The sequence below is a fragment of the Geobacillus sp. C56-T3 genome (assembly GCF_000092445.1).
Taxonomy (GTDB): Bacteria; Bacillota; Bacilli; order Bacillales; family Anoxybacillaceae; genus Geobacillus; species Geobacillus thermoleovorans.
In genome coordinates, this window is record NC_014206.1 from 3,458,970 (window position 1) to 3,478,159 (window position 19,190).

Annotated in this window: 19 protein-coding genes and 1 pseudogene; 4 read left to right on the plus strand and 16 right to left on the minus strand. The window is 48.7% G+C overall.

The features are described from left to right. The first annotated feature begins 110 nt into the window (after positions 1-110). On the plus strand, positions 111-1,034 hold the full coding sequence (locus GC56T3_RS17100) for a hypothetical protein (RefSeq protein ID WP_013146556.1): 924 nt from the start codon (positions 111-113) through the stop codon (positions 1,032-1,034). 357 nt (positions 1,035-1,391) lie between these two features. On the opposite strand, the gene GC56T3_RS17105 is transcribed toward GC56T3_RS17100, so the two are convergent. The 3 genes from GC56T3_RS17105 to GC56T3_RS17115 form a co-directional block, all read right to left on the minus strand. Further along, the gene (locus GC56T3_RS17105) at positions 1,392-2,270 is read right to left on the minus strand and encodes an IS982 family transposase (protein ID WP_041468599.1); all 879 of its coding nucleotides are present in this window, start codon (positions 2,268-2,270) and stop codon (positions 1,392-1,394) included. A gap of 91 nt (positions 2,271-2,361) precedes the next feature. Continuing rightward, positions 2,362-2,616: a hypothetical protein gene (locus GC56T3_RS17110; RefSeq protein WP_013146557.1), complete on the minus strand. Its 255-nt coding sequence runs from the start codon at positions 2,614-2,616 to the stop codon at positions 2,362-2,364. 255 nt (positions 2,617-2,871) lie between these two features. Next, positions 2,872-4,539, minus strand: coding sequence for an IS1634 family transposase (locus tag GC56T3_RS17115; RefSeq protein WP_041468600.1), 1,668 nt, complete (start codon positions 4,537-4,539; stop codon positions 2,872-2,874). Positions 4,540-4,780: 241 nt separating this feature from the next. Here GC56T3_RS17115 and pdxA point away from each other — a divergent pair. After that, a pseudogene (gene pdxA, locus GC56T3_RS17120) lies at positions 4,781-5,596 on the plus strand (4-hydroxythreonine-4-phosphate dehydrogenase PdxA); the annotation flags it as partial. A gap of 112 nt (positions 5,597-5,708) precedes the next feature. After that, on the plus strand, positions 5,709-6,980 hold the full coding sequence (locus tag GC56T3_RS17125) for an MFS transporter (protein WP_013146558.1): 1,272 nt from the start codon (positions 5,709-5,711) through the stop codon (positions 6,978-6,980). A gap of 20 nt (positions 6,981-7,000) precedes the next feature. Here GC56T3_RS17125 and GC56T3_RS20360 read toward each other — a convergent pair whose 3' ends face one another. The 3 genes from GC56T3_RS20360 to GC56T3_RS17140 form a co-directional block, all read right to left on the minus strand. Continuing rightward, positions 7,001-7,255, minus strand: coding sequence for a hypothetical protein (locus GC56T3_RS20360; protein ID WP_041468602.1), 255 nt, complete (start codon positions 7,253-7,255; stop codon positions 7,001-7,003). A 52-nt stretch (positions 7,256-7,307) separates the two neighbouring features. Then, entirely contained in the window at positions 7,308-7,616 is a 309-nt protein-coding gene (locus GC56T3_RS19785) for a hypothetical protein (RefSeq protein WP_013146559.1), read from the minus strand. Between the two features lie 127 nt (positions 7,617-7,743). Beyond that, positions 7,744-9,510: a DUF262 domain-containing protein gene (locus tag GC56T3_RS17140; RefSeq protein WP_013146560.1), complete on the minus strand. Its 1,767-nt coding sequence runs from the start codon at positions 9,508-9,510 to the stop codon at positions 7,744-7,746. A gap of 289 nt (positions 9,511-9,799) precedes the next feature. Here GC56T3_RS17140 and GC56T3_RS17145 point away from each other — a divergent pair, with 289 nt between their 5' ends. Continuing rightward, the gene (locus tag GC56T3_RS17145; protein WP_013146561.1) at positions 9,800-10,252 is read left to right on the plus strand and encodes an N-acetyltransferase; all 453 of its coding nucleotides are present in this window, start codon (positions 9,800-9,802) and stop codon (positions 10,250-10,252) included. 16 nt (positions 10,253-10,268) lie between these two features. On the opposite strand, the gene GC56T3_RS19790 is transcribed toward GC56T3_RS17145, so the two are convergent. The 10 genes from GC56T3_RS19790 to GC56T3_RS17185 form a co-directional block, all read right to left on the minus strand. Then, positions 10,269-10,433: a hypothetical protein gene (locus GC56T3_RS19790; RefSeq protein ID WP_193568247.1), complete on the minus strand. Its 165-nt coding sequence runs from the start codon at positions 10,431-10,433 to the stop codon at positions 10,269-10,271. A 15-nt stretch (positions 10,434-10,448) separates the two neighbouring features. Next, entirely contained in the window at positions 10,449-10,604 is a 156-nt protein-coding gene (locus tag GC56T3_RS19795) for a hypothetical protein (RefSeq protein ID WP_013146562.1), read from the minus strand. A gap of 62 nt (positions 10,605-10,666) precedes the next feature. Continuing rightward, the gene (locus tag GC56T3_RS17150; protein WP_013146563.1) at positions 10,667-11,818 is read right to left on the minus strand and encodes a DegT/DnrJ/EryC1/StrS aminotransferase family protein; all 1,152 of its coding nucleotides are present in this window, start codon (positions 11,816-11,818) and stop codon (positions 10,667-10,669) included. 40 nt (positions 11,819-11,858) lie between these two features. Next, positions 11,859-12,491: an acetyltransferase gene (locus GC56T3_RS17155; RefSeq protein ID WP_013146564.1), complete on the minus strand. Its 633-nt coding sequence runs from the start codon at positions 12,489-12,491 to the stop codon at positions 11,859-11,861. Next, positions 12,491-13,120, minus strand: coding sequence for a sugar transferase (locus tag GC56T3_RS17160; protein ID WP_013146565.1), 630 nt, complete (start codon positions 13,118-13,120; stop codon positions 12,491-12,493). Before GC56T3_RS17160 ends, GC56T3_RS17155 begins: the two co-directional genes overlap by 1 nt. Before the next feature lie 14 nt (positions 13,121-13,134). Then, positions 13,135-14,157 carry a UDP-glucose 4-epimerase GalE gene (gene galE / locus GC56T3_RS17165; protein WP_013146566.1) on the minus strand — a complete coding sequence of 341 codons (1,023 nt, stop codon included), beginning with the start codon at positions 14,155-14,157 and terminating at the stop codon, positions 13,135-13,137. A gap of 301 nt (positions 14,158-14,458) precedes the next feature. Further along, positions 14,459-15,787, minus strand: a complete 1,329-nt coding sequence (locus GC56T3_RS17170; protein ID WP_013146567.1) for a UDP-glucose/GDP-mannose dehydrogenase family protein — start codon at positions 15,785-15,787, stop codon at positions 14,459-14,461. Positions 15,788-15,840: 53 nt separating this feature from the next. Then, positions 15,841-16,845: an NAD-dependent epimerase gene (locus GC56T3_RS17175; protein ID WP_013146568.1), complete on the minus strand. Its 1,005-nt coding sequence runs from the start codon at positions 16,843-16,845 to the stop codon at positions 15,841-15,843. Next, complete coding sequence (locus GC56T3_RS17180; protein ID WP_013146569.1) at positions 16,842-18,002, minus strand: glycosyltransferase family 4 protein; 1,161 nt, start codon at positions 18,000-18,002, stop codon at positions 16,842-16,844. The genes GC56T3_RS17175 and GC56T3_RS17180 overlap by 4 nt, the downstream gene beginning before the upstream one ends. A gap of 25 nt (positions 18,003-18,027) precedes the next feature. Then, a complete protein-coding gene (locus tag GC56T3_RS17185; protein ID WP_013146570.1) occupies positions 18,028-19,155 on the minus strand; it encodes a glycosyltransferase in 1,128 nt (375 codons plus the stop codon). Positions 19,156-19,190 lie beyond the last annotated feature (35 nt).

The window sequence follows — 19,190 nt, forward strand, 5'->3', positions numbered from 1 at the left end:
ATTTCGGAATGTCACCCACAAATATTTTACTCACACCCGCTCACGATGGCAGCTGACAACCGATCGGGCAAGTAGTATAATTGAGATAAAAAGCGAATGGAGTGGAGACGATGCCAGGCGAGATCTCGCATCACGCCAAAGACATTTTGTTCAAGTCGCTGAGCGCATTGTACCAAAACCAAGCCCTCGATGTATACGGACTTCACGGACTCCCGCGGATCAAAGCACTGCTTCCAACCGAATTTCCGTCTGTACGGGCGGATGAACGGCGCGCCGACACTGTGTTTCTTCTCGAAGACGATTCCATTTTGCTTCTGGAGTACGAAAGCAACGACCGATTTCTCGACAACCATTTAAAGTATCTTGATTATGCCTGCCGCATCCTTCACACATACTATCAACAGGAAAAACGAATCCATCCGGTTCGCATTGTGGTTATTTACACAAGCGATGTCACGAGTGCCCGCGAACAACTTGACGCCGGCGATGTGTTTCTTTCATCCAAAGCGGTGCTGCTTGGCGAATTCAACGGCGATGCGATTTTCCATGCCATTGAAGAAAAAGTCCACAACGGCGAACCGCTCACTCCGGAAGAAACGATGAAACTCATCCTCGTGCCGCTCATGCACACCCGCTTCGACCGGCAAACGATGATCGAAAAAACGATCGAACTGGCCAAAACAATCGGCGACGAACCGAAACAGCTGCACATTATCGCCGGCGTTCTGACCGCCACAGACAAATTCATCGATCGGCCATATGCCGAAAAAGTAAAGGAGTGGATCAAAATGAACAAAGTGTTTCGCCTGTTAGTCGAAGAACTTGAACAAGAAAGAGAAGAAATGTTGAAGAAAGTGATGCAGGAAAAAGAGCAAGCGGTTAAGCAAGCCGAAAAACAGAAAGCCATTGAAATCGCCAAAAACTTCCTTGATGTCTTGCCCATCCACGAAGTGGCGAAACGGACCGGCCTGACCGTCGCCGAAGTCGCCGACCTTGCAAAGGAAATGGACAACCATCAGACGCCCTCCTCATAACGTCAAAGAGCCGCCACTGTGCGGCTCTTTTTCCCCGTAACTGATCTCAGCGCCCAAAGCAAACAAGAGCGAAACAGCCATGCGAACACACGTCACCCCGCTACTGGTCACTTTCCAGTTGCTGGCGAGCCTCATCCGTTAACACCAAATACGGACGGCGCTTTCCATCCTCGTGACGTTCCACTTTCTATGTCCATGAGTGAAACCACTTTACTCAAACAGTGTCCTGCTCCCCTCCGTCATCTCATGCCAGGACTTACATGCACCGCAAACTCTGACTGCATCTTGTTAATATCGCCTTAATCTCGGAAACTCCTTTCCGTTCACAAACAAATAACCCGTGGTGCTAGTTGAGCGTCAGCGCTCAACCAGCCCTAGTGTGACCAGGGAATAAGCCACCAAGATGCCATCGAGTGCCACTTCAAACCCGGCAATGGAATTCGCCCGAATGTCGGTGATCCGGTATTGGTCCACGAGAATCGAAAACACCGTCTCGATGACTTTGCGTTTTTTCCTGATCCATTCTTCCCATGCCTTGGATGGGCCGTGCTTTTGATTGTGTCGAGACGGTGTCCAGAACGCGGCTTGGTGTTCTTCATACAGCTTTTCTCGAAGAGCGCGGCTGATGTACCCTTTGTCTCCAAAGTTGTCAGGATGAGGGATTTGAGTCATCACCGTTTCAGCCGCTTTGACGTCGTGGCAGGACGCTTCCGTCACGACATAGCCCATGGCCAGCCCTTGATTGGTCACTTGAAGATGCAGCTTGAAACCGTAGTACCATTGCTTTTTGGAAGCACAATACCCCATATCCGCGATCCCTCGAAATCGCTTGACGCGCTGCATTCTCGCGGGATGGCACAACGGAAGAGGCAAACTGTCAACAACGGCATAAGCATGGTGTTGGCCACGTTTGGCTAGTTCATGACGAATCCATTTGACCGCGAAGCCAAGCGCTCGGCAGCGGCGGTTGTATCGGGAGCGTTCAAGAAACGAGCCGTTTGTGAACAAATTTCCCGTGACAAAGCGATGCCAGGCTCGTTCAGAAGAAAAGCCCAGCAGCTTCCCCAAAAGGTGAACCGCCATGACCACTTCGTCTTTTTGCTTGACCAAGTGACGGTTGCGGCGATGAAGATACATTTGAATCAACGACAGTTGAGCAGAAACAAAACAGAAAATAGCGGCATATTGTTTTTGAAGTTTGGCTCGATCTGTAGGAAAATGAAAGTGCTCTTGCATGGGGGATCTCTCCTTTCGAATGTTGGGTGACACTTTCATTCTACTGGAGATCCGCCAGCAAGGGCTATTTTTATGCTTGTCTGAGTTTTATCTAGCACCACGGGTACAAATAATATTTTCGCACCGCATTTTGATAAGCATTATGGTATAGCTTATCATTAAGCCTTTCTTGAATTTGCAGCAACAAATGATACATGGCTTCATCATTTTTCACAATATCATCTAAATTGACGTTCAGCTCTCGTTCGACCCTTAAAGCCTTTGCTACTCTTGAATGAACTGCTTTCACTTTGCTTTTTATATTGCTGTCGTTCATTAAGAATCTTCGAAACTCTTCTTCTCTCATTCTATACTCCTCCCTTCTTTATTTAGAATATTATCACAAAAAACAGCAGCCTGATTTAGCAAATTGCTGCTTAAACATTTCTCTTTATTAAGGTGGGTCAAACGCAATGGCATTTTCTCTTTTCAGCAATATATCAATCACTGATTTTCTTGCCCATTTCAATCCCGAGTTCGACAGTCACTAGGCAAACAAAATGCCTCTCGCCCCTTGAGGCAAAAGGGACGAGAGACATTTGGGCACACTTTGGGCGTGTATCTAGGCGCGAGGATGGATGCCTAGGATCTTCGGAGGAGGCTCCAGCCCTAGAGCCGCAAAGAATTGAGCCTGTTTGGCCGTCAGTTCGGTTCGTTGATAAAGGTCGCCGTTTTTGGAAGAAAAATGTCCAAGCATAAGACGCTCACATTCATCCCTTACTTTCGGCCACGATTCATGGGTTCGGATCTCCACGATCCGAACTAACAAGAGAGCAAGCCAACTGAGTAGCACATGCGCCCGAATGCGGTCTTCCAAGCGATGATACATAGGTCGCAATTCCAATGTAGACTTCAATGTTCGGAAGGCCTGCTCAATATCCACCAGCTGCTTATACCCGATGGCGACATCTTCGGCAGACAAGGTGTCATCGGATGTCCGGATGAGATATTTGCCGTCGTACTTTTCCGCGTCACGAACCGCTTGCTTGTCGATGCGAAGGGTTCCGTCCTTCAACTGGCGCAAGTATTTTCCGTAGGACGGATGGGAACGCAACCGGCAGGTCGCCTTATGATGGGCTTCGTTTGGGAGTTGGCGAAGCCCTTCTAACTCCTCTTTCAGCGATTCGAGCAGCTTTTCTCGCTCCTTGCGTTGGCGTTCGGCTTCGCTGGGATTGTACACGAGAACATAGCGCTGACGCGCTTCTCCGTCGCCCACGATGATTTCTTTGATGTGCAAATTCTCGTCCACTTCATGATAACGTCCGCGACGGCTTAAGGCCTCTTCGACGGCGGCTTTGCCGGATCGCATTTTTTCGCCGACAATGTAGTGTCCCCCGGCCTGTTGCAAGATTCGCAAATTCTCTTCAGAGGAAAAGCCGCGGTCCATGACGCTGATCACACGTCCAAGCTTCCAGCCAATCAAGTCTTGTTTCACCTGTTTGATGACCGTCATGTCCATGGTATTGCCAGGCCATACCCAAGCGCGAATCGGGATTCCTTCCCGGGTGACAGCCAGCCCAATGACGATTTGAACCAAGTCTGGGCGTTTGTCTTTCGAGAATCCTTGTTTTCGAAGCGATTCTCCTTCCGGTGTTTCAGAGGGATCCACTTCGAAGTACGACGAAGTCGTATCGAAGTAAATCAAGTCGACTTCCAAATTCAATAAATCGGCCACGGCATGGAACACTTGGCGCTCCAATTCCGGCTGTACGGCCATCAGCTCATCCATCGCCCGGTACAACTGGTGGCTGGCGACTTGAGGAAGGTGAGGGATATACACGTCTTTCTCCACCCACTCCTCCATCGCCAACTTGCTTGACGGATGAAGGGTGCGATTGGCCACCATGGCAAAAATCAGCCGTTCCAGCGAAATCTGGTGATGTCGGGAGGTAAACAAGGAGTGGAGAATCTCTCCCAACCCCAGTTGTCTCCAGAGCTGATCCAAGAGCCAAACGCCGCCGAGGTGTTTGCATGACTGGAATTGAAAGTCATCGGAAGCTTCTCCTGTCAACGTTTCGACTTCCCAAGCCTGCTCAGGAGAAAGGAATCGCGAAATGCTTTTGGCCAGACGTTCCAAGACGGCGCGATCCACTTCATCTTCGCGCCCGAATGAATAAATCACCTTCGCTTTCGCATATTTGGCCTTTGGATCCCATTCATTGTGAGCAAGCTGGAGATAAGCAACGGTTGTTCCATTCTTGTTTTTGCGTGTGACTCGTCGTATGTACATGCCTATATTATAACGTATAAACTTTATTTTTAAAAGAAAAAATTAATAAATCGTGTGCCTATGAAATTCGGCGTTTTTTCCTAGGATCCGCATTACGAAACCCTTGATATAACAGCATTTTGGTCATTTCCATTTGCCTAAAATGACCTCAAAACTGTCGAACTCGGGTCAATGTTCATGCAATCGATTGATCAATGTTTCCCATCTCCGTCGATCTTCGCTTCCTTCGACACAGAAGATCGAAGGGAAGTATGAACACGGAACGATTGATGTTATTTCACTGAACAATGTAAATGTGGACACCCTTGAAATGGGAAAAGTCCAAGCACAATGTGGCAAGGCAGCCTATGAATATATTGAAACGGCTGTTCGTTTGGCATTGAATGGAAGCGTATCAGCTTTAGCAACCACACCGATCAATAAAGAGTCGCTGAAAGCTGCCAATGTTCCTTTTATCGGCCATACAGAGATTTTAGCTGCTTTGACCAACACCGATGATCCGCTGACGATGTTTGAAGTAAGAAATATGCGCATTTTCTTCTTAACGAGACATCTGTCCTTGAAAGATGCCATCGCTGCCATGACAAAAAAAAGAGTTTGCGACTATCTCATTCGTTGTGATCAAGCCCTACAACGCTTGGGAGTAGAAAATCGGAAAATCGCCGTTGCCGCATTAAACCCACATGGTGGAGAAAATGGGCTGTTTGGAAGGGAAGAAATCGATGAGATTCTCCCAGGCATTCAAATGGCGCAAGAAAAGGGAATCAACGCGATTGGCCCTGTTCCTGCCGATTCAGTATTCCATCATGCTTTAAACGGACGCTATGATGCCGTTCTTTCCCTTTATCATGACCAAGGTCATATCGCCGCAAAGATGGCCGATTTTGAAAGAACCATTTCGATTACCAATGGACTTCCATTTTTACGCACATCCGTTGACCACGGAACCGCGTTCGACATCGCAGGAAAAGGCATTGCAAGCAGCATAAGTATGGAAGAATGCATTAAAGTGGCCGCTAAATACGCTGGACGGTTTCGCTCCTTACAAACAGCATAAACCGTCCAGCTGACCGAAAGCAATCGGGCAGTAGTTTTGTCTGTATTGCTTTCCATCACACGCTATTTGAAAGCGGTTGCGAAAAAATCTTCATGTAAAATGGGGGAGTACGATGAAATCAAAATGGGCAAGAATCATTCCTGTCGCCTTTATCATGTACATGCTTGCGTATATGGATCGTATTAACATAGGTGTGTTGATGCCTTATATACAGGAAGATTTAAATATTTCTTCTTCTGCAGCTGGAGATATCGCTGGAATCTTCTTCATTGGATATTTATTATTGCAAATCCCTGGGGGCATCTTAGCCACAAAATGGTCAGCCAAAAAGTTTATTTTTATCTTGATGATCCTTTGGGGATTGGCCGCTATGGCCTCTGGTTTTGTTCAAACCGAGGGACAGCTAAAACTCGTTCGATTCTTGCTAGGCGTAGCTGAAGGAGGGGTTTGGCCAGCGGTTCTCGTATTGCTCGCCAACTGGTTTACCCTTCAAGAACGAGCGCGGGCTAACGCATTTTGGATGGCTTGCTTGCCTGTTTCCGCCATCCTCATGGCGCCAATCACAGGCATTTTATTGAAGCATTTCAGCTGGAAGACAGTGCTCATTTTGGAAGGCATCCCACCCATTGTTTGGGCGTTTGTATGGTATGCGATGATTAAAGACCGTCCAACTGAAGCTAAATGGATGGATGAGAACGAAAAACAGCAATTATTGCACGCCTTGACTGCTGAACAAAGCCAATCCGCCAAATCTCAAGGATATGCGGCTGCATTTAAAAACAAAGCCGTTTGGGGACTTGTCATCATGTACTTCCTCTGGATGACTGGATTTTACGGTTATACGATGTGGGTGCCTAGCGTTGTCAGTGAGTTCACCGACGATTCATCTGTCATGGGGTGGTTGACCGCCATTCCGTTCACATGCGCGCTCGTTGGCATGATTGTGAACTCATCTTGGTCGGATCGGCGCATGAACCGCACACAACACGTCGTCATCCCGTTGTTTGTAGCAGCTTGCGCTATGATAATGGGACAGTTTGTAGAAACACCTCTGTTAAAAATGATTCTCTTATCCATCACAGCAATCGGCGTATATGCACCATACGGGCCGCTCTGGGCGATCCCGACAGCCATTATTCCTGCTGAAGTAGCCGGTGCAGCCATGGGCTTGCAAAACGCCATCGGCAACCTTGGTGGTTACAACGGACCAAAATTCTTTGGTGTACTCAAAGACCTAACAGGGAACCACCATGCAGGCTTTTATTTCTTAGCCTTGTCTCTCGCATTGGCAGGCATTGTCACCTTCTTTTTAGGAAAAACCATACCGCAGAGGCAAGCTTCGGCTACCTCAGCAAGCAATCAAAAAACAGTACATTCGAACTGACATACGTTCGCCTGCCATTTTTAGCGAGCAAGAACTTCACCGTCGTCCTCAAGAACGGTATCATCCGCATCTCGGTCGACCACGGCACTGCCTTGGACATTGCCGAAAAAACTTAGCCGGCGAGCAAAGCATGCTCGAGGCCATCCGCGTCGCTGTTGAACTGTCTCCAGAAGCAAATGCGTAAACACGGAAATCGGCAGCCTATCCTTGGGGCTGCCGTCTTTTTGAAAAACAAAAGATGCATAAAGATCAGAAGAAGGATGTTTCTCCTTCACCCATAAACAGTTTCCCCTCCTTTGTCCATACATATTTGACAAACAGGGGCTCTCATTTCCCATCACCATGATCCCGTTTCCGCTGGCGGCACCATTTCCGGATCTTTTTCAATTCCCACTTGACGTTGATCATCTCATTATGTATTTTTACCCAGTCTCTTTCCCCCAACAATCTTAGGTCGATCATTTTCAAATGATCCCATGCTCGTTGAACCGTTTGTTCATCATAATTCCCAGGGTTAGTAATGATGTCTAAAAGCCTCTCCTTCGTATTGCCTAAACTTCTTATGATTTCTTTTAAATATTCTATTTCCATTTGTCTGCTGTCCAGCAGCCAATGTATCTGTTCCTGTTTTTCCATCAAGCTTTCCCCCTTTGATCTCCCCGCGGATACGTCGTTCCAAGGCATTTGCCAAAAAAGGTCCTAAAGGTCCTTTTCCTTGAAATATAAACCAAAACCTCTCCCCTACAACATCCGCCCATCCCACTCACTCCACTTTCTTACCCATCACCCGCTCGATCATCGCAAGCAGAGCCAGCCTTCTTTTTTCAAAAAACTGGTCAAAATCATCCGCTCTTATGGATGCCACATCAATGACATGCGTTTGCAGGATGTCATCCAACACCGTTGCCGAAACGCCTTTCCTCTTCTCCAATTTCTTCAAATATACACTTGGAGCATCACGGCCAATCATCCGATTCGTTTTATAGGACAATGGGGTTTTATTTATAATGCAATCGTACTTCGCTTTCTCAATCCCTCGTTTTTCACAATAGTCACGAGGGAAAATATGGTGAATATCAATCGACTCGCCATAATACGTCTGAATATCGATCGGCACCCCAGATAAGAAATCCCGCGCCCCTTCCCTCATGAGCAAGGCGTGCAACCCTTTATAAGCGGCGCTGTTCCGCGTGCGCAGCGTGAAGAGGCGGTCAGCGGCGAAATGGGCATCCCGCACCGTCGTCGGCTCAACGCCTCCGCGAATCCATTCGACGACTTCCACCAAGTCACGGGCAATCCGCGTCTCCGTCGCTCCTCCATACAATTCGCCCAACACACCGCACCAATACCAACGGGCGATTCGGTCACGGACACAAACATTATGCGCCTCTTTTCCCAGCTCGACAAAAATGGCTGCCAGCGGAATCAACTGGGTGCCGTACGGCAAGTCGCGCGCGGAAAACACATGCTGCTCATGCAAAAATTGAGCCGCCTGAATAAACCCTTCCGTCACCCGATCCGCCCATCTTTGGTAATCCGCCAACGTCAACTGCAAGATGTCGCGCCGCTTGCAGCTGACCGCCACGCCGTCCCCCGCTTTTCGTCGATTGTACGTGGCCAACAACGCAACTGCCTGCAGGAAATCGGTGCTGCTGATATCGGCCAATACTCTGTTGTAAATTTCTCCAGATCTCTTTAATTTCGCTTCCTTCTCTTCCCAATCATCCCTCAACTTGAAATCTTCCGCCGCAAACGTAGCCGTAAGAAGCTCGAAGACGGTCAGAGAGACGCCCCCTGTGTTCACATTTTCAAACACTTGGCAAACCGCCTCTTTCGGAGTCGGCTTCCGAAGCATAATGACCGGCACTTGATATTGCTGAAAACGGGGAAATACATCCATCATGAGCTTTTGCCATTTCAACGACCGTTCCGCAAGCCTCGCTGGATCCGAAAAATAGCACGTCTGCCACGCCAACAACCCCGCAGGATCGAAAAGCAAATTCACCGGAAGCATTCCCGCTTCGCATTCTTTCTCCAAGTCAGAACAATCAAGAACGACTCTCCCTCCCGGCCCGCGAATGATCCGGTCTTCCGGAACACTGACGATCGTCTCTTCCCGGTCGACGTTCGGGTCTAACATTTTGTCAATGTCAATATAGTAGAACCGTTTGATTGCCTTGTCCCTCTTGTCTCTTGTCGCTACAGGCGCTTTCAATTTCAATGATTGAAACAACGCCGTCAGCCGCTGTTGACCGTCAAGAATCAGCCGTTCCGGCTCAACTTGGTTCACGTTATCGACCCCTTCGATCGGCCTTGAGGCAAAACGGACATTCGGATTTCCCGTCTGCAGCATCATCACCGCACCGATCGGATAAGAGAGAGAAACACTGATCAACAGATTTCGAATCCGCTCGTCATCCCAAACCCAGCCTCTCTGAAAATCAGGAAGCTGTGTTCGGCATTCCTGAATGCTTTCAAGCAAATCAAGCAAACTTTCGACTGTACTGTCAAACGTGGTAATCGTGCTCATGTCCTTCCCCCTCGTTTCACAGAAAATCCTCCTACACACCACAATACGACTCAATAGTTTACGAATATTCCACCATTCAATCCATATGATTACTGCTGTTCTATTAAATCCATTACTCCCATGCTTCCAACAAACCACTTTATTGTTTCGACAATGGCATTCTTGTTCCTCCTGCCGCGCAACGTTTGGCAGAAACATCCCCAAGCCAACGAAAATCCGTAGTTGAATATAAACACAAAATGCTGTATATTTATAAACATACAATGACGATTGATCGCGAGGGATCCAAATGCAAATCGACCATGCCGTCACGAGCGATGTCAAAGACATGCACGCGCTCATCCAACACTATGCGGAAAAAGGATTGGTGTTGCCCCGTTCGCTGCTGTCCATCTACCAGCACTTACAATGCATGTATGTCGCCAGGGAGAACGGCCAAATCGTCGGCACCGCTGGGCTGCATATCCTAGGGCACGATCTCGGGGAAGTGCGTTCGCTCGTCGTATCTCCTGACCATATGGGGAAAGGAATCGGCCGCCTGCTCGTTGACCATATTGCGAACGAAGCGGCCAGACTCGGGGTGAAGCGGTTAATCTCCTTCACGTACCAAGTGGAGTTTTTTCGAAAATGCGGGTTTGAGATCGTAGACAAATCAACACTGCCGGAAAAAGTGTGGATTGACTGTGTCAATTGCCCGAAACTCGACTGTTGCGATGAAACGGCGATGGTGAAATACATTTGATCCCCTCCCACCCGCATCACGGGGAAGGGGGAAATCCCTTGGAAAAACCTTTTCCCTTCGCTGTTTCGTTCTCCATACCCTTCACTAGAAAAGCGAATGTTCGAAACTGACAAGCCATCTTTTTTATGCCCTGAAGTTCCACGGCTGCGCAGAACGGTTGTGTTCGTTTGGCTTCAAACATCAGCCCCGCCCCCATTCAAGAGGAGATAATGCGCGTTTGTTTCAATTGTTCAATCAAATGTTGCACCATATCTTTTGCGGTCATGTGAGCAACCGTTTCTCCATGCCGATACGCTTCCAGCAAAATATGTTTCAATTGCTCGGCTTTGGAAAGTGTATGCTTTTTCCCCATCGATCCTCACCCCCCCAACGATCAAACATCCCCCTGCAACATCATCACAGGGGGCATATTGGCTATGATGATGTCAGCACATGCATGATGACATCAATGACGCGTTGCTGCTGCTCAACCGTCATACTCGACCCCGACGGCAGACAAATGCCGTTCGCAAACAGCTCGTCCGACACACTCCATCCTTCCTCATGCGGATAATACCGCACCCCCGCAAACAGCGGCTGCAAATGCAACGGCTTCCACACCGGACGGGCTTCGATATTCTCCGCCGCTAACGCGTTGATGATCTCCATCGGCGTCACGCCAAGCGCTTGCTGATCGATCGTCAGCGCCGTCAGCCAGCGGTTGGACATCGTGCCTTCCAGTTCAGGCATGAAATGAATGCCTTCGATATCCCCCAACGCCTGCACATAGCGGTCAAACACCGCCCGCCGCGCCTTCACCCGCTCGTCCAGCACCTGAAGCTGCGCCCGCCCGATCCCCGCGACGATGTTGCTCATGCGGTAATTGTACCCCATCTCGCTGTGCTGATAATGCGGGGCAGGGTCACGCGCCTGAGTCGCCAAGAAGCGGGCTCGTTGCAGTGCATCGACATCATCAGAAACCAACATCCCCCCGCCAGAGGTCGTAATAATCTTGTTTCCGTTAAACGAATAAATGCCGAACGTCCCAAACGTCCCGCTCTTCTTCCCTTTATAGGCAGAACCAAGCGACTCCGCCGCATCTTCCACAACAGGCACGCCGTAGCGATCGCAAATCGCCAAAATCTCATCCATCTTCGCACTTTGGCCGTATAAATTTACGACAATCACAGTCTTCGGAAGCTTCCCTTCCCGCTTCGCCTCTTCCATCGCCCGCTCCAATGCCTGTGGGGACATATTCCACGTCTCTGGTTCGGAATCAATGAAAACAGGCTCGGCACCTTGATACAAAATCGGATTCGCGCTGGCCACAAACGTCAGCGAGGAACAAAACACCACATCTCCCCGCCCAACGCCAAGCAGCCGCAGCGCCAAATGAATCGCCGCCGTCCCTGAACTGACTGCGGCCGCCCCTTTTGAACCTACATATTCCGCCAACTCTTTTTCAAACGCATCGACATTCGGACCAAGCGGCGCAATCCAATTTGTTTCAAACGCTTCATTGATGTACTTTTGTTCGTTCCCGCTCATGTGGGGAGGGGAAAGGTAGATTCGTGGTTTGTTTGACATTCTCTCTCATCCTCTTATCCAAAATCAATATTCCGATGAACTATTCCAGCAACCGCGCGGGGCATCCGACCGCTTTCTTCCCATCGAGGATATCCCGGATCACCACCGAACCCGCGCCAATCAAGCTCCAACTCCCTATCCTAATTCCTGGTATTACCGTAGCAGCCGCTCCGACATGAGCACCTTCTCCAATCACCACATTCCCGGTCAACGTTGCATTAGGGGAAATATGGGCATAATCCCCGATGCGGTTATCATGCTCTACAATCGCTCCTGTATTGATAATGACATGCTTCCCGATTTCCGCATGAGCATTGACTACACAATTCGGCATCACGACTGTACCCGCTCCGATTCGGGCGGACGGACTTATGACAGCAGAAGGATGAATGATCGTCGCAAATCGTTCATGATCGACTTGAATACGCTCAACGATATCAGCCCGCACCCGGTTGTTTCCAATCGCAATGATCAGTTTCACATCCGGATCTTCATCAATTAGATCCGAAACGACGGAAACGGGGCCGTACACCATCCCGTCCCGCTCATTCATTTCTTGGTATTTGTCATCTAAAATCGCAACGATTTGATAGCGTCCATCAGCGGCAATCATATCTTGAACGACTTTGCTATGGCCGCCTTGGCCGATCACAACAATTGGATTCATCGTCATCATCCGCTCTTTTGTTCTTTCACACCTGTGAACTTTTCCATCGTCACATGTCCTTGATGGTTAATCCCTTCAGACTTCAGCACTTTCCATACGGTCAAAAAAAGAATTTTCACATCCAGCCAAAACGACTGATGATCCACATACCAAACATCCAACTGAAACTTCTCTTCCCACGAAATCGCATTGCGCCCGTTTACTTGCGCCCAACCCGTGATCCCCGGCTTCACTTCGTGGCGGCGGGCTTGTTCTGGTGTGTACAGCTCTAAATATTCCATGAGTAGCGGCCGCGGGCCAACGAGGCTGAGATCCCCTTTCAACACATTCAACAGCTGCGGCAACTCATCCAAACTATACTTCCGCAAAAACCGTCCAAACGGCGTCAATCGCATATGATCGGGAAGCAGCTCTCCGTTCTCATCCCGTTCATCCGTCATCGTGCGAAACTTATACAAATAAAACGGCTTGCCGTGCAGCCCAGGGCGCTGTTGTTTGAACAACACTGGAGATCCGAGCTTCCAACGAACAAGGACGGCTGTTGCCGCCATAATCGGCGACAGCACAATGAGCGCCATCAGCGCAACGATGAAGTCAAACCCTCGCTTTAGAATAGACGATCCCCCCTCTGTCATCGCAATGGCAAGGTCTATACCTTGACACGTTCATATCCATTCGGATTTTGCGACTGCCACCGCCACGCATCGCGGCACATGTCTTCGATTCCCCGTGCCGCGATCCAGCCAAGCTCCCTCTTCGCCTTCGTCGGATCGGCGTAGCACACTGCCACATCCCCTGGGCGGCGATCCACAATTTTGTACGGGATGTTCACCCCTGTCGCTCGTTCAAACGCTGACACGACCTCAAGGACGCTGTATCCCCGCCCCGTGCCGAGATTGTACGCCTCCACCCCCGTTGCCGCCAGCACCTTCTCCAACGCCTTCACATGCCCGATCGCCAAATCGACGACATGAATGTAATCACGCACCCCTGTGCCGTCAATGGTCGGGTAATCGTTGCCAAACACGCGCAATTCTTTCAGCTTTCCGACGGCAACTTGGGTGATGTACGGCATCAAGTTGTTCGGAATGCCGTTCGGGTCTTCCCCGATCCGCCCGCTCGGATGGGCGCCGATCGGGTTGAAATAACGAAGAAGGGCGATGCTCCAAGAAGGATCGGACACATAGAGATCGCGCAACATTTCCTCAATCATCCATTTCGTCCGTCCATACGGATTCGTCGGACGCAGCGGAAAATCCTCCCTAATCGGCACACGCTCTGGCATGCCGTACACCGTCGCTGACGAGCTGAACACGATGTTCTTCACCCCGTATTGGCGCATGACGTCAAGCAGCACCAATGTCCCCGTGATGTTGTTATGATAATAAAGAAGAGGAACCGCCACCGATTCCCCCACCGCTTTCAACCCGGCAAAATGAATGACCGCCTCAATCGAATGCTTCGCGAAGACGGATTCCAACGCATCCCGTTCCAACAAATCAGCCTGGTAATACGGAAAATCCCTTTGCGCAATCTCTTGAACTCGCCGCAACGCTTCGGGTTTGCTGTTGGTGAATGAATCGACGACGACAATGTCATACCCTGCGTGCAACAGCTCCACGCACGTATGGCTGCCGATATAACCCGCGCCGCCGGTGATTAAAATAGGCATGTCTGCTCCTCCGTTTTGACCGAAAGATAATTCTAGAAGGTCGGTGATTTAGTGAAAAGTTGCAAAAACACCCTCCGCTCAAATTGGGAAGTCCTGTAAAATCAACACTTCTCTTTCATCCGAAAGCAACGGATTCGGCGAAATTGGTCGTTTTTCACCAGTCCCCTAGAAGGCCGGTGATTTAGTGAAAAATCGCGGAAAATGGACTTTTTTCTCAAATAGAGAAGTCTTGCAAAATCAACGCTTCTCTTTCGACCGAAAACAATGGGTTCAGCGAAATCAGTCGTATTTCACCAGCCTCCTAGATGCTCACCATATTCGTCAGAACACTTTCTCTACCAATCGAATGATATTCAATCGAATGCTTTTTCACTTCTTCCAACAGATAACAATTGCGCCCATCAAACACAATCGGTGTTTTCATGCATTTGGCGTACAACTCAAGCGGAAGCTGCTTAATCTCCTCCCACTCCGTTATGATCATGGCCAAGTCGGCGCCGGTTAATGCCTCTTCAACCGACGAAGCATACACCACCTCATCGCCGATGATCCGTTTGGCGTTTTCCATCGCCACCGGATCATACGCTGCAACGGAGGCGCCTTCCCGCAATAGCTCTCGCGCAATGACAATCGAAGCCGCCTCGCGCATATCATCGGTATTCGGCTTAAATGCCAACCCAAGCAGCGCCACTTTTTTCCCCTGCAAACTTCCGAAGCGGCTGCGCGCCTTTTCCACCAGCTTAAGCTGTTGCTTGTTGTTCACCTTAATGACCGCTTCTAACAATTCAAATTGATGATCAACATCCCCCGCAATTTGCACTAGCGCTTTTGTGTCTTTTGGAAAACACGAACCGCCATAGCCAATTCCCGCCCGCAAGAACTGAGGACCGATCCGCGTATCAAGCCCCATGCCGTATGCGACATCCTCGACATTGGCGCCGACTTTTTCGCAAATATTTGCGATCTCATTGATAAAGCTGATTTTGGTGGCTAAAAAGGCGTTGGAAGCATATTTGATCATTTCCGCACTATGAATGTCCGTATGAAAAATCGGAATGCCAAACGGCTTGTTCACTTCCTCCATCACCGCCGCCGCCCGCTCATTGTCCGCCCCGATCACGATACGATCCCCATGGAACGTATCGTAAATCGCCGAACCCTCTCGCAAAAACTCGGGGTTGGATACGACATCAAAGCGGATAGGACGTCGAAGGTGCTGCTGAATCCACGCTCGGATTTTTTCATTCGTCCCGACCGGAACGGTGCTTTTCGTGACAACCACCACTCCATCTCGTTCGATATGCACCGCAATGTCCCTAGCCGCTTGCTCGACAAACCGCAAATCTGCCGAACCGTCCTCCTTCTGCGGCGTGCCGACGGCAATGTAAATCACCTCGGCATCACGGAACGCTTCTTCATGGCTGGTCGTAAAATGCAGGCGGCCTCGGTCGATGTTTCGTTTCATCAACTCGTCCAACCCAGGCTCGTAAATCGGGGAAATCCCTTGTTTCATCTTTTCCACTTTTCGCTCGTCAATATCGACGCATGTCACATAATGGCCGATATCGGAAAGGCAAACGCCAGTGACGAGTCCTACATATCCAGTTCCCACGACAGCGATTTTTTTCACTTTTGCTCCCCTTCCAAATCAAAAGAACCAGCACCTCGAAAAAGCACTGGCGGTTATTGATAGTACGCTTTATACCAATCGACAAACCTCTTGAGTCCATCCTGAATCGACGTGGAAGGCTGGAAGCCGACAGCCTGATGCAAGTCATCAATATCCGCATACGTCGCTTCCACGTCGCCTGGCTGCATGGGCAAAAATTCTTTTTTCGCCTCCACGCCAAGCAGCGATTCCAACGTTTGGATAAAATCAAGCAGTTTAACAGGCTGGTTATGGCCGATATTATAAATCTTATACGGGGCATAACTGGAACTTGGATCTGGATGAAAACGATCCCACTGTTCATTGGGAAGCGGCGGACGATCCAACAGACGAGCCATTCCCTCAACAATATCATCGATATACGTAAAATCGCGCTTCATATTTCCATGGTTGAATACTTTGATGGGCTTTCCTTCCAGAATGTTTTTGGTAAACGAAAAATACGCCATATCTGGGCGCCCCCATGGTCCGTACACCGTAAAGAAACGAAGTCCGGTCGTCGGGATGCCGTACAAATGGCTGTATGTATGCGCCATGAGCTCATTCGCTTTCTTCGTCGCCGCATATAAACTCACGGGATGATCGACATTGTCGCTTGTCGAAAACGGCATTTTCGCATTCGCTCCGTACACCGAACTTGAAGAAGCATAGATCAAATGGTTGACGGGATTATGGCGGCATGCCTCTAAGATGTTGACAAACCCGACGATATTCGAGTCGACATAAGCGTAAGGATTTTGCAAGCTGTACCGTACCCCTGCCTGCGCGGCAAGGTGAACGACATGCGTAAATGCGTAGTTGCGAAAGAGCGCAAAAAGCCCCTCCCGATCCGCCAAATCAAGCTGAACAAACGTAAAACGGCTATACTTCTTTAATTCTAACAAACGATCCTCTTTCAACTTGGGATCGTAATAATCGTTCAAATTATCGATCCCGACCACTTCATATCCTTCTTCTAAAAGCCGTTTCGAAAAATGCATTCCAATGAACCCCGCTGCACCTGTGACAAGAATGGTCATATCGATGCCTCCGTTTTCTTTACTTGCCATAACTGTTGATACATGCTCACGATCCGTTCCACAACGATTTCCTCCGTAAAACTCTCTTCAATCCTTCTCCGGCCGTTATTTCCAAACTCTTTTCTCTTTCTTTCATCACTCAACATCATATGGATGCTTGAAGCCAATTGTTCCACATCTTCGTATTCCACTAACACACCTGTTTCTCCATCCACAACCAATTCTCTCGTCCCTAATACATTCGTAGCCACGACAGGTTTAGAAAACGCCATGGCTTCCATAATGATTCGGGGAACGCCCTCCTTTTCAGAAGTTAACACAATGAGATCCGCCATTTTAATATAAGGATAAATATCGGTTTGAAATCCTATGATTTTGACGACATCCGAAAGGTGATCGTCTTTGATTTGCTGCTGAATTTGCTCTCTCAACGGTCCCTCTCCTGCTAAAAGGCAAACAAAATCGGATCTGTGCTGTTCTTTGACCCTCTTGATCCCTTTTAGTAAAAAAAAGTGATTCTTTACAGGCTCAAATCGCGCCCCGACCAAAATGACTTTTTGATCATTTGGGATGCCTAACCGATTTTTCAAGGCCGTAAGCTGCTCACAGCTTATATGGTTATTTCGATCATCCAACTTGGATAAATCCACCCCGTTCCCCTCATAATACACACGTTGGCGCGGAGCATATTCCTCGATTTTTTTCATATCTTCCCGATTTTGCGAGGCGATCGCGTCACAAAACCAAGCGCCGATTGTCTCAAGAAAGCGGTACGTATAATACTTAAGCCTGCCCTGTCCCTCATAAAAAGGCAACCCATGGCTTGTATGAACCACAACGGGGACACCAGCCAATCTCCCCGCCATACGCCCGATGATCCCTGCCTTGGCTGTATGAGTATGAACAATTTGATACTTCTCTTTACGGAACAATTGGGTCATTCGAAAAATAGACACCATATCATCGAACACATGAATTTGGCGATTCATCGGAATAAAATGCAGTTTGAAATCGTAGTTCTGCATCAATGCTTCGTTGTACCCTTCCTCAGAAGAAACAAGGTGAATCTCATACCCTTTTTGGTTTAATAACGCTAACTTGTCAACCAATATTTTATGACTGTAACTCGACGTACAAACATGGGCGACTTTTATCATCGCTGACGCACCTTTTCACTGAATTTTACAACAAGGATTGATAAACATCCTCGTACTTCTCCACTACTAAATCCAACGCAAAATGCGCCTCCACCCGCTGTCTCGCCTTTTTTCCCAGCTGTTTGCGCTCTTCAGCTGGGAGGCTAAGATATCGTATGATGGCATCCGCTAGAGCTTGCGGATGTTCAGGAGGCACAACAAAGCCTGTATCACCGACAATATAAGCTGAATCCCCAACGTCTGTCGTGACGCACGGGACTTCGCAAGCCATAGCTTCGCCCAATACGATCGGGAACGCTTCTCCTTTTGAAGAAGAAACATACACGTCAAATTGGGGCATTAACGTATGAATGTCATTTCTTCTCCCCAGCAAATGGACATGTTTTTCGATTCCTTCCTGTCTGATAAGAGCTGACAATGTTTCATTTTCGTACGTGACCCCATCTCCACATAACACAAAATGGACATTGGGGAGCTGTTCCACCACGAATCTCGCCGCTTTGATTAAAGTAGGATGATCTTTTTGGCCATGCCAACGCGCCGCATGGCCGACCAACAAACAATCATCCGCTAGGAAAAGCTCCTTCAATAAGGATTTGGAATGACGATTCGGTTGAAACAATCCTATATCGAAGCCGTTGGGGATGACCATCATTTTGTCCCTGCTATACCCTAATTGTTCGTGACATTGGAGTGAGGCATGGGAACAACATATGATTTTGCTAGAGAAACGAGACAATACACCGCACCATTTCGCCACGGCAATCGTTTGTCTTTTCTCGATTTTGGGATCCAAGTTGCTGTGGTGAATGCCCCAGATAATATTCTTAACGCCTGCCAATCTCCCAGCCAAAAGGCCCAACAAGTTGGCATGATACATCCATGTTTGCAATACATCGGGCTTTTCTTTTTTTAAGATGCTGGCCAATTTCAACAAAAAAATCGGGTTCGGGACTCCTCGTTTCATCCCCAACCCAATGACTGGAATATCTAATTCTTTAATCTTTTCCCCCACCGGGCCGACATCGGTTAACGAAATCACGGAAACCTCGAACTTGTTACGGTCGGTTTTGGACAACAACCGGTACAGCATCATCTCTGCTCCGCCCGTGTTGAGGCCGGTGATGAGGTGGATTAACTTTATGCTTTTCATTTTCTTACACTCATTCCTTTTTACAAATGGTAAAA